The 12,201-nt window shown below is 49.9% G+C and carries 8 protein-coding genes; all 8 read right to left on the bottom strand.

Annotation, left to right across the window (positions count from 1 at the left end; all coding sequences use genetic code 11):
- Positions 1–14: 14 nt before the first annotated feature.
- The 8 genes from UF06_RS11195 to UF06_RS11160 all read right to left on the bottom strand — a co-directional run bounded on the left by UF06_RS11195 (position 15) and on the right by UF06_RS11160 (position 11,982).
- A complete protein-coding gene (locus UF06_RS11195; RefSeq protein WP_045570539.1) occupies positions 15–509 on the bottom strand; it encodes a CvpA family protein in 495 nt (164 codons plus the stop codon).
- A 61-nt stretch (positions 510–570) separates the two neighbouring features.
- The gene (locus tag UF06_RS11190; RefSeq protein ID WP_045570538.1) at positions 571–1,125 is read right to left on the bottom strand and encodes an SPOR domain-containing protein; all 555 of its coding nucleotides are present in this window, start codon (positions 1,123–1,125) and stop codon (positions 571–573) included.
- Positions 1,126–2,388, bottom strand: a complete 1,263-nt coding sequence (gene folC / locus UF06_RS11185; protein ID WP_045570537.1) for a bifunctional tetrahydrofolate synthase/dihydrofolate synthase — start codon at positions 2,386–2,388, stop codon at positions 1,126–1,128. It abuts the gene before it with no gap.
- Positions 2,389–2,432: 44 nt separating this feature from the next.
- On the bottom strand, positions 2,433–3,359 hold the full coding sequence (gene accD / locus UF06_RS11180) for an acetyl-CoA carboxylase, carboxyltransferase subunit beta (RefSeq protein ID WP_045570536.1): 927 nt from the start codon (positions 3,357–3,359) through the stop codon (positions 2,433–2,435).
- 171 nt (positions 3,360–3,530) lie between these two features.
- On the bottom strand, positions 3,531–4,328 hold the full coding sequence (gene truA, locus UF06_RS11175; RefSeq protein ID WP_045570535.1) for a tRNA pseudouridine(38-40) synthase TruA: 798 nt from the start codon (positions 4,326–4,328) through the stop codon (positions 3,531–3,533).
- Between the two features lie 104 nt (positions 4,329–4,432).
- Positions 4,433–9,640, bottom strand: coding sequence for a FimV/HubP family polar landmark protein (locus UF06_RS23180; RefSeq protein ID WP_052702551.1), 5,208 nt, complete (start codon positions 9,638–9,640; stop codon positions 4,433–4,435).
- Between the two features lie 198 nt (positions 9,641–9,838).
- Positions 9,839–10,852 carry an aspartate-semialdehyde dehydrogenase gene (locus tag UF06_RS11165; RefSeq protein ID WP_045570534.1) on the bottom strand — a complete coding sequence of 338 codons (1,014 nt, stop codon included), beginning with the start codon at positions 10,850–10,852 and terminating at the stop codon, positions 9,839–9,841.
- The gene (locus UF06_RS11160; RefSeq protein ID WP_045570551.1) at positions 10,849–11,982 is read right to left on the bottom strand and encodes a 4-phosphoerythronate dehydrogenase; all 1,134 of its coding nucleotides are present in this window, start codon (positions 11,980–11,982) and stop codon (positions 10,849–10,851) included. Before UF06_RS11160 ends, UF06_RS11165 begins: the two co-directional genes overlap by 4 nt.
- Between the last annotated feature and the right edge of the window lie 219 nt (positions 11,983–12,201).

Raw genomic sequence — 12,201 nt, 5'->3', positions numbered from 1 at the left:
GACAGTTGCTGGCACTATCTGAAAGTGCCAGACAAAAAACTTGATGTTGCTTGTAAATGCTCGAAGAAGGGGGCGATGATGCGGCTGAATTCGGGAACCAACTGCGAACTCTTCCACCACTCCGAGCTTGGGAATGCAGTAAACGCATCCATAAAAAACAGCACCGCAGAGACGATCAGCACTCCACGTAAACCACCAAACACCACACCGAGAATCCGGTCGGTACCTGATAGCCCTGTTTTTTGTACCAGTTGAGCAATCACATAATTGACGACTGCACCAACGACTAAGGTTGCGACAAACAGTGCCGCTATCGCAGATCCGTTGCGAAACATGTCGTCTTCGATGTTGGTAAAATACACCGCAAGTTTGGTGTAGTAATTACTGGAGATAAAAAAGGCTCCAAACCAAATCACCAACGACAATGCCTCTTTGGCAAAACCGCGAACTAAACTGATCAGAGCTGAAAATCCGATCACCCCTAAAATGACAAAATCTAACCAATTCATTTTTTCTTCATCTTAAGTTGGCGCGCATTTTAACAGAAAAAATGCCGACGCAAACGTTTTCTTATGGGTTTAATGGTCTAAATTTGAGCAACTGACCTTTCGAACCGGTAATTTTTTCCAATTCTAGGATCTGTCGCTCCAGTTTACTTTTTGAAACATCTGGACCGATGACAACGCGGGTAAAACCGTTTTCTTGGATCGTGTGCGCTTGATAACCACGCTTTTGCAGATCCTTCACCATGTTCTGAGCATTTTCGGCATTACGCAGCGCCATCAATTGAATAATCCAGCCGGAATCCTGATAGCTGTTTTTCTCTTCGACCGATTGAACGGCAACGGCGACTTCCTCTTTGCTCGGCTTATCTTTACTCGCAGAGCCATCTTTCGACGTCACCGTGGTCATGACGGGTGACTCCGGCAGCGCCATGGTGTCTTCGACAGGTTCAAGGATCTCAAAGTTCTCCACTTCGCTGTCGAGCTCTGGCTTAATCGGGATAGTGGCAAACTCTTCTCGGTAGTGCAGTTTTTCTCCATCCAACACATCCGGTAGGATAATCACCCCAATCGCCACCAAAATGATGGTTCCGACCAGCCGGCTTTGAAACTTACTTGCCATTTAATTACCTTTTTGTTGCCAATACTCCAGCACTTCACCAACGGTATGAAACGAACCCACCACCAACACCATTTCTTCGCTGCTGGCGTCATTCATTGCTTGCTCAAACGCCGCGACAGGCGTCTCGTATCCAACCGTTTCCGGCGGCAAGTAGCCTAGCAGCTCGCGAGCGTTGGCCGCTCTTGGTCCGGTCAATGAAGCGGGATACCAATGCGCCGCGACAGGAGAAAGCGCGGCTAGCGTTGATCGGATATCTTTGTCATGCAGCATCGCGACCACCACACGGATGGTTTTATCAGGATAGTTCAACTGTAACTGGCGAGTTAGGTATTGCGCTGAGTGTGGATTATGCGCCACATCCATCAGCACCAACGGCGATTGCTGCAACACTTGCATTCGTCCGGCTAAGCGCGCATTTTTCAGGCCGTTGACGATGTTGATATCACTGATCTCTAAATTAGAGACCCCAAGTGCCATCAAGGCCGTCGCGGCATTGGGCAAAGGCAACCCAGGGACAGGGAGATCCTCTAACGCAAACGCACCATGTTGCCAGTTCCAACGTTCACCCTGCTGCTGATAATCAAATTGGATACCAACCTGATAGAACTCAGCGCTAATGTCGTCTGCGTGAGCAGCGACGGTGGCTGGCGGAGTCGGTTGACCGCAGATCGCTGGTTTGCCGCTGCGGAAAATACCTGCTTTTTCATAGCCGATCACCGCAATGTCATCGCCTAACCAATCAACGTGGTCCAAAGCCAAGCTGGTAATAACGCACACATCGTGGTCCACCACATTGGTGGCATCGAGGCGACCACCGAGGCCCACCTCGAGTAGCACGACATCCACTTGCTCGGTTTGAAATAGTCTCAGCGCCGCTAAGGTGCCAAATTCAAAAAAACTCAGGCTTGTCTCACCACGCTGTTTTTCAATAAAGTCAAACGCTGCGCTGTGTTTATCGTCTGCGAGATCCACGCCATTAACACGCACGCGCTCGTTGTAACGAATCAGGTGAGGTGAGCTATACACGCCCACGGAATACCCGGCATCTAACAGGATCGCTTCCATTAATGCACAGGTTGAACCCTTGCCGTTGGTTCCCGCAACAGTGATTATCGTCGGGGCAGGTTTGGTGAGTTGGGCCTTAGTCGCAACCACTTGAACGCGATCAAGACCAAGGTCAATTGCTGAAGTATGAATATTTGCTAAATAATCAAGCCACACCGCTATTGGGGATGTGGCTTGAGGAATTGGGTTTTGCTTCATCTAACGTTAACCATCAAAGACTTGGTTGTTTGTTAGCAGCTACTTTACCCTTTTTCGTCCGCTTCTGGTACAGAATATGCGGCTTCATTTGGTGCATCGTGCACAGAAACCACTAGCGGCGACTTATGATTGGTCATTTTCGCAATCAAACCACCAACGCGCTGACGCATTTCACGGCGGTCAACAATCATATCGATCGCGCCATGCTCAAGCAGGAACTCACTGCGTTGGAAGCCTGCTGGCAAGTCTTCGCGCACGGTTTGTTCGATCACTCGACGGCCAGCAAAGCCGATCAGCGCTTTAGGCTCACCAATATTGATGTCACCAAGCATGGCTAAACTTGCCGAAACTCCGCCCATGGTTGGGTCCGTCATGACCGAAATAAACGGCAACCCTTTGGCCGATAGGCGTTCAAGTGCCGCACTGGTTTTCGCCATCTGCATCAGAGACATCAACGCCTCTTGCATACGCGCACCGCCACTGGCCGAAAAACAAACCAGTGCACAGTTGTTTTCCATTGCAGCTTCAACTGCACGTACAAAACGAGCGCCAACAACAGAACCCATTGAACCGCCCATAAAGGAGAATTCAAACGCACAAGCGACCACTGGGATGCCCAATAGCTCGCCTTTCATCGCCACCAACGCATCTTTCTCGCCGCTGCTTTTCTGCGCCGCCGCAATACGCTCTTTGTAACGCTTAGAATCTTTAAACTTGAGTTTATCTTGTGGTTCCAGCTCTGCGCCTAGCTCCACTCGTTCACCCTCATCCAGAAACGTTTCTAAACGACGACGTGCTTTCATACGCATGTGATGATTACACTTAGGGCAAACTTCAAGATTACGTTCTAGCTCTGCATGGTACAGAACTTGTTCACATGACGTACATTTGGTCCAAACACCTTCTGGAATCGATGCTTTACGTGAACTTACAATGTTGCTTTTCTCTAAAATCTTTTCAAGCCAACTCATGGAAGACCTTTTCTATCAACGCTCCCGCTCCATAGCGAAAGACAAAAATTCGGAATTACGCGTGGGGATTAAACCACATATAAAGACAACTGTGGATAAAAAACTGGTTGTACCTATTTTTCTACAACATGTTACCTGCTAAACGACTCATTTTTTTGAATGCGAGTCTCACTATAAGTTCAAATTATCTGGCAAAAATAGCGGACCGATCGGCTCGCGAGGCAGTTCAAATGCCTGTGGATAATCAACATCCACCAGATATAAGCCTTCAGCCTTGGCAGTCGGACCCGCAAGTGTGCGATCTTTGGCTTCAAGCAACCATTGAATCCATTCGGGTGATTGCTCGCCACGCCCGACCATGATCAGGCTGCCCGTAATGTTGCGCACCATATGGTGGACAAACGCATTGGCTTTGATATCAATCACGATGTAGTGACCATGGCGCGTAACATTTAAGTGCATTAAGTTACGAAACGGACTATGCGATTGGCAATGCACTGCTCGAAACGAGGTAAAGTCATTCTCACCGAGCAGATATTGCCCAGCTAGATGCATTTTTTGCTCATCAAGGTCACCGTGATAGTGACTGACCCCACGCCCAAGAATGGCAGGTCGCAATGCGTGGTTATAAATGATGTAGCGATAACGCCGCGCAGTGGCAGAAAAGCGGGCATGAAATTCATCAGGTACTTCTTTCGCCCAGCGCACCGCAATATCTCCCGGCAGATTCGCATTGGTTCCCATCATCCAAGCAACCATCTTGCGACTAACATCGGTATCAAAGTGCACAACTTGCCCAGTACCGTGGACACCTGCATCGGTGCGCCCAGCACATTGAACTTCAACAGGATGGTTCGCGACCTTGGAAAGCGCACTTTCGAGCTTTTCCTGCACGCTCTTTACTTCTCGCTGTCTCTGCCAGCCAAAGTAGTCACTGCCGTTGTATTCGATGCCTAATGCAATTCTCATGTTAACCTTCGATTTGACTATGGGGCGGGAAGTATAAACGCTTGGCAAGAGAATTTCTAACCGTGAAAAGCAAGGGCAGCTTACGCTGCCCTTGCTTCAACCGATTAACGGCCATTAATTTTGTCAATGAGCTGTTTCGCTTCACGACGTACCACATCATCGCCGTACACTATCGCTTCTTCGAGTAGCTTAACAGCACCACTCTCATCGTTCATTTCGATGTAGATCTTGGCCAAATCGAGTTTACCCGCCGCTTCCGCGTTTTCATCCACATCAATGTCGCTGATATCGCCAATCACGTCCGGAAACTCATCTAGCCCGACATCCAACTTGAGATCCGGGTCATCGAACTCAACCTCATCGCCATCTACTTGGGCCATTAACTCATCAATAGTCATAAATTGATGGCGTTTTGGGTCAAAATCGTCCTGCTCGGCCCAGTTTTCGTCGTCAATCGTCGGCTGTTGCAGTGCTGCTTCAGAGCTCCAGATTTCTCGTTCATCTTCTGGCATCTCTTCCGTCGCGCCAAGTGTCGGCTCCTCTGGCAACTTAAAGCCATCCCAGTCTTCACCAACAGCCAACATTGCTTCAAGATCCATTCCCGCACTGGCCACGGTATCACCATCAAGCTCACCTGCGAAGAAGTCATCCTCAAAAGGCTCTTCAGAAAGCAAGTTAGCCATAGCGGCTTCATCAAACTGCTGCTGCAACACTTCATCTTCGGCGAGATTAAAATCCGCTTCTTGAGCAAATACATCATATAAGGCATCTTTCTCGTCATAAGATGATGCGCTGCCGTGAGCTGACTGACCAAGTTTCACTTCACCATCGTTTGCAAACGAAGGCAGTTCGAGATCATTAAACGGGAAATTTTGCTCATCCTGTTCAGACGGAACCAGCTCTTCGCCGAGTTCACTTGCAACCGAGCTAATCGCGTCTTCTTCGCCAAATTCAGGCAAGTCAAGATCATCAATGACGAAATCATCATCTTCTGGCTCAGGTAAATCGTCGAGCTCAAAGGAGGGTTCATCGGCCACCGCCTCAAGTGCTTCTTCTTCACCAAACTGTGGCAGTTCGATCTCTTCTACGTCTTCGTTTGGCAGATTCTCGGTGTCTAACGACGGCTCTGGTTCGAACTCTGCCAGCGCGTCTTCTTCACCGAACTCAGGCAAATCAAGATCATCGAGCTCCAGTGCATCTTCTTCGCCAAACTCGGGCAGCTCGATATCATCCAGCTCCAGCGCTTGGTCTTCGATGAGCTCAGATTCCTCTTCTGGCTCTTCGGCCATCGCTGCCAGTGCGTCTTCTTCGCCGAACTCGGGCAGATCTAGATCGTCTAGCTCCAGCGCTTGGTCTTCGATGACTTCAGACTCCGCCTCTGGCTCTTCGGCCATCGCTGCCAGTGCGTCTTCTTCGCCGAACTCGGGCAGATCTAGATCGTCCAGCTCCAGCGCTTGGTCTTCGATGAGATCAGACTCCGCCTCTGGCTCTTCGGCCATCGCCGCCAGCGCCTCTTCTTCACCAAACTCGGGCAGGTCTAGATCGTCTAGCTCCAGCGCTTGGTCTTCAATGACATCAGACTCCGCCTCTGGCTCTTCGGCCATCGCCGCCAGCGCCTCTTCTTCACCAAACTCGGGCAGGTCTAGATCGCCCAGCTCTAGTGCTTGGTCTTCGATGAGCTCAGACTCCGCTTCTGGTTCTTCGGCCATCGCCGCCAGTGCGTCTTCTTCACCAAACTCGGGCAGGTCTAGATCGTCCAGCTCTAGCGCTTGGTCTTCGATGAGCTCAGACTCCGCCTCTGGCTCTTCGGCCTCACCAAACTCATTTAACTCAAGTTCGTTCAGCCCAATTGCGTCAGCGCCTAATGAGGCTTCTGACTCTTGCTCAGCTTCGTTCTCACTAACTGTCCGTGCATCTTCTTCATCAAATTCTGATAAATCCGCATCATCCAGAACTTCATCATCGTGCGAGGCGGGAGCAAGGGCTTCCTCGTCTTGAAGCGCTGCACTCTCTTCATCAGCGAAAGCGTCTTCATCAGCGAAAGCGGCTAGCGATTCCTCTTGCTGCCTTGGCATGTCAGGCTCAGCTTGCCCAAAGTTTGCTAACTCGCTTTCGGCGTCGGCCCAATCTTCTTCCTGCGGCGTACCAAACTCATTGGCAACCGTATTCGGTGTTGGCGTAAATTGAGGGGCGTCATCCGCAGCAGGTTGCTCTTCTTGTACCTTGTTATCTGACGGTATCTGCTCAGGATCGCTTTCTTCACTCGATGGCTCAGCCTGCAAAGCTTCGTCTAATCTGTTATCGACCGGAGCATTTTCGTCCGCTTGAGTGACATCTTCGCCAGTACCCGCGCTTAACTCTTCATCAATCTGAGCATCTTGTGTTTCTTCATCAATAGGTTGCGCCTCAAAAGCAGGCTCTTCATCCGCTTTTGCTGCCGACTCAGGTTGCTCAACGTCGTCAATCGCGGCTTGTAGCCAATCTTCGTCGAGTTCGTCATCAACCAGTTCAGTCTCTTGCTGCGAGGCCGCTTCTTCTGTCAATTCATCAGGGGTTTCAACGGCTCGCGGTTCATCTACCGACTCCTCAGATGCAACTCGTGGCTGCTCGACTTCATCAATCGCGGCTTGTAACCAATCGTCATCGTCGTCAGACTCTTGGTCTTCTTGCCATTTGTCATCTTCTGCCAGTACTTGTTGATCAAGTTCTGGCTCTAGTGAGGGCTGCTCGAAAAGCGCCTCTTGCTGAGATTCATCCGCAAGGTCTTGTTCGGGATCATGTTGATCGCGGTGCGACGTTTCGTCGCGACTTGGGCTTTCTTCAACTTCGCCACTCTCCCAAGCCTGCTCATCACCATCCGTCACTTCATCGAATGACACCTCATCAGGCAGCACATCCAAAAGCGGATCCATCAGCGGAGCAACATCCGCTAAGTCGTCGATAAAGTCTTGGCTATTGAACTCTTCGTCTAGCGACGCGATTTCATCGGTTTTCGCTTCATCTGGAGAGATTTGCTCCAATCGTTCATTGGACAAATCCGCCTCTGGAATAATTGGTGGCTCTTGTTGCGACTCTTGCGTCAAGGCTTGCTGGCGCTCTTCTTCGGCAGGTTCTTGCTTGTCAGCGCTCAGTTCAACCACCTCATCCGACGCGTCCAAAGCCGATTCGAACTCTTGGGCAAAATCGAACTCGCTTTCGCCCGGCTCAGGCAAAAGGTCACTGTCAGGCTGCGTTTCATCCAAGCCGATCAGTTCATCAAAAAGCGTTTCATCGGAATCATCTACACTCTCTTCAATTGATGAAGAGAGCGCTTCATCATCAAGCAGAGAAGTGTCATTTGTTTCCTCAAGCTCCGCTTCGAGCAGCTCATCGAGCAAATCGATACTGTTTTCATCCAGCTCAGGAACCGGATCAGCTTCACCAAAAGAAGCCAATTCATCAAGTTCGCTCAGCGGATCAAATTCTTCCTCTTCACTCTCTTCTGCAAGATCGAGCATTTCATCCAACAGCTCGGTGCCATCAGGCTCGAAGCTTGTTTGTGTCTCGTCAAGGCCGGCAAGCTGTTCTAGCTCATCCAACGCATCGAAACTGCTGGTATCCTCTTCCAGCATTTCATCGAGTAGTGCGGTAGAGGCGTCATCGTCATTGCTTTCACTAAGGCCTGACAACGCTTCTAGTTCGTCAAAAACATCGTCAGCCGATGCCGAACCTTTATCTTCCTCAAACTGAGCAAAGAGGCTTTCGACATCTTCATCTGACGCCATTCCGGCAGAAAAAGCGTCCTCTGGCAGCTTGGTGGCACTCGGCACTTCATCTTCAGCGCCTGGTTCCAGATCGAGATCGAATTCAGCGCTATCGTCTTCCTCATCCATGCTGGCAAATAAGTCATCCAGCATGGATTGATCGAGGGCAGCGTCGCCAAGCTCTTCACTTGGCTCGTCGGCCGCCAGCAACTCAGCAAAATCATCTTCCGACATGGCCAAATTGTCATCGGAGAGATCGAAGTTATCACTTTCTTCGTCGTCGGTGATTTCGAGATCGGGCAAGGCGTCATCCAAGGCGCGTTCCATCTCTTGCAAGCCCAGCGCTTTATCAGATCCTTTGACACTGATGCCATTGGCTGAAGGTTCAAACTCATCGAAATCGGTATCGAGATCGCCATCGTCACCAATGCTGGCAAACGGATCTTCGCCATCTTCCCCTTCCAGATTAAAGTCGAGCTCGTCGTCGTCCAGATTGCCAAAAACATCATCTTCGTTGTCTGGGACATCATCAAACAGTTTATCGGCATCCCCTTCAGTCTCACTGAAGAGGTCATCATCCAGATCCAGCTCATCAGAAAGCTCGTCTAGCTCATCAGCGGCAACCGGCGGTGGTGTCAGTGGCGCTTGCTTGCTTTCGACTTCCGGTTCTGACGCCGATTCTTTGCGACGACCAAGCAACATGACGATCAGTAAGCCGATGAGCGCCCCCGGAATCAAAGCCGCCGCTGCAACCAACCAACCGTTTGACAAGAAGTTATCCAGCGCAGAAGGCTGTTTCTTTTGCTGATCGGCTAGTTTTTCACGCTCTTCCGCTAGCAGTTTTTCCACCTCTGAACGGATGCGGTTTTCATCACCAAGTTCAGACTTAAGGCCATCCACTTCCGATTGCACTTGAGCCAGCATCAAACGTAAGTTGTGATTTTTCTCTTCTAACGCGGTCAACTCGCTTTCTGAGCTTTCAAGCTGTTTTTCCAGTGTTTTGACTTGGGGCGACTCGGTCTGTGTGACGACAGGTGCTTGCGGCTGGACCGCTTCTGGCGAGGCAGGTGTCACTGGTACACTTGGCGGAGCAACCGTTGGACGCACTGGCGCTGGCTGCACTGCCACAGGCGCGCGTAGTTTGTCCTGATGCGCCTTCATGATGGTAACGGCTTGTTCTGTGGTCGCACTTCGTACTTGTTCTAAAGACGGGATACGCAGATTACTGCCAGGAATCAAACTGTGGATATTTTGGTTTTCAAACGCCTGCGGATTTAAACGGTAGATGGCTAAAAGGGTTTGCTGTACCGAGACGTTGTTGGCTGGTCTTAATTTGCTGGCCACAGACCAGAGCGTTTCGTTCTCTGCCGTTGGACCGTAAAATGTGGAAGGTTGGTTGCTGCTTGGCAGGGGCGCATTAGCGCGCTCAACCTGCTCGGAAAAACTGGGTGATGATTGCACTTCCCCAGTCGGACCTACCAGTCGAATGCCGTCCGCTTGGGATACTGATGTCGGTAGCGCGGTCATTAGCAGCAAAGGGGCTAACAGGCGCTGGAAAATTTGACGCATAGAAGGCTCAGCTATGTGCTTTGGAATTATTTAAAATCATGATCTGTTAAATATATCGGATAACCATGGCAAAACTATAGGGAATAAGCCAAAAAATGTGGGGCTCACATGATATTCGTACTAATCTCACACAATTTTTTTTAAATCGAACAAAAAAGCCTCGCGCGAGACGAGGCTTTATCACTATTGGAACAACGATTAGTAGTAATCGCGAATCAGCAGTTCCGCAATTTGCACGGCGTTAGTCGCCGCCCCTTTGCGTACGTTGTCTGCCACGATCCACAGGTTAACACCACTGTGATGGCTGATGTCGTTACGAATACGGCCGACCATCACATGATCTTTACCGCCAGCATCACGCACTTGAGTTGGGAAATCCTCTCCGTGAAACACGTCTATCCCATCGGTTTGTTCGAGCAATTGAACCACTTCTTCGGCGGTAATCGGTGAGCGCGTTTCAATGTGCACGGCTTCAGCATGACCATAGAAGACTGGCACCCGCACGCAAGTTGGGTTAACCGTAATAGACGCATCATTGAAGATTTTTTGCGTTTCCCACACCATTTTCATCTCTTCTTTGGTGTAGCCGTTATCCATAAATTGGTCGATTTGTGGAATGCAGTTAAAGGCAATTTGCTGGGAGAACTGTTTGGTTTCCGCCGGGATGCCGTTGAGCAATTTCGCCGTTTGGCCTGCTAACTCATCAATACCGGCTTTACCCGCGCCAGAGACAGATTGGTATGTGCAGACGTTGATACGTTCAATACCGACCGCATCGTAAATCGGCTTTAGCGCCACCAGCATTTGGATGGTCGAACAGTTTGGGTTAGCAATGATGTTGCGGTTACGAAACTCGCCAATCGCTTCTGGGTTAACGTCTGGCACAACCAGCGGAATATCGTATTCGTAACGGAAGTGCGAGGTGTTATCAATCACCACCACACCGGCTTCTGCGGCAATTGGTGCCCACTTGGCCGACAAATCGCCACCTGCAGAGAACAAGCCTATGTGTGCTTGTGACCAGTCAAACTCTTCGACATTTTGTACGTAAATTGTTTTACCGTTGCAACGGTAAGTCTTACCTTCACTGCGTTCGCTGGCGAGCAAGTAAAGCTCTCCAACAGGGAATTTACGCTCTTGCAGCACTTCCAGAATGGTTTCACCGACCGCGCCGGTCGCCCCTAAAATGGCAACATTGTATTGTTGGCTCATTGACTTACCTCAACTTGAAAACCTAATTTTGCCAGTGGTTTTAGGCGGCATTGCGCACTGCCCACCAGCGTGATGGCGCTGTATTCCCGACGATCCCAATACTCTTTACGCATCAGATCAAACGCACCCGGTGCGGCGATTTCACGTCGAAACAGCGCGTCATCTTTGCGCACATCGTAGACCAGTTGCGTGAGAGTATGCAGCGTTGCTTCATCCCATTTCCGATCCAGTACCACTTTTGGCACTGGCGCTTTTGGCAACAAATCACTCGCGTGTGCGCGCAATTCTTGACCGAGGAACTCACAATAGCTGTTGAAGATCATCGTCGTTCCACGTGCTTTCCCCTCTAAGCCATATCCGGCAACATGAGGGGTGGCGAATGCTAACAGAGGCAGCAGTTCCATATCAACCTCTGGCTCATACTCGAACACATCCAGCGCCGCGGTAAAACCGTCTTGTTGTTGCAAACGGCGCTTAAGTGCTTGGTTATCGACCACAGGACCACGTGCGGCGTTAATCAAAATTTGATCCGCACGCAATGAGTTTAGAATTTCTTCGTTGATCAGGTGATGTGTCGGATATTTGCCGTCGCGTGTGATTGGCGTGTGTAAAGTAATGACATCGGCTTCTTGCAACAAACGGTCAAGCGAAGTGAATTCACGCTCGTCACCTTCTTCTTGCTTATACGGGTCATTGATCAGTACTTTAATACCGATGCCTTCCAAACATTGCTGTAAGTAACTGCCAACTTGCCCGGCACCGACAATGCCAACGGTCTGTTCAAAGACAGAAAAGCCTTGCTGCTGCGCAAGCACCATCATCACACTAAAGACGTATTCAGCGACACCAACCTTGTTACACCCTGGGGCGGCAGTAAAGTAAATGCCCTTTTCTTGCAACAGCGCTTGGTCTACGTGATCCATCCCCGCAGTTGCAGTGCCCACAAATTTGAGTTTGTTCGCTTTGCTGATTAGTTCAGCATTCACTTTCGTCACTGAACGAATCATCAGTGCATCAATATCCACCAAGTCATCGGCAGTCAAACTGCGGCCCGGTTTCAAAATCACTTCACCAAGCTGGCTAAATAGCGCTTTGGCGTAAGGCATGTTTTCATCAACAAGAATTTTCATGGTGGCAAATCCCAGATCCATATTGGAAAGTTGCAGTGATTGTGCCCTTTTTGCTAAAAATCTCAACACATTCACAGGCAAACAAAAAGAAAAAACCCGGCAGTTAGCCGGGTAAAATTCCAGAACAAAAGGATCCCGTCCCGCTCTCCATGGGACAGAGTCTGCGTCTGTTCGATCAGTGACCTGACCAAGCTCTGGAAACAGGTTGCCACGCAAGCG

The sequence above is a fragment of the Vibrio sp. S234-5 genome (genome assembly GCF_000960595.1).
GTDB lineage: Bacteria > Pseudomonadota > Gammaproteobacteria > Enterobacterales > Vibrionaceae > Vibrio.
This window is presented reverse-complemented; position numbering and strand designations above follow the sequence as displayed.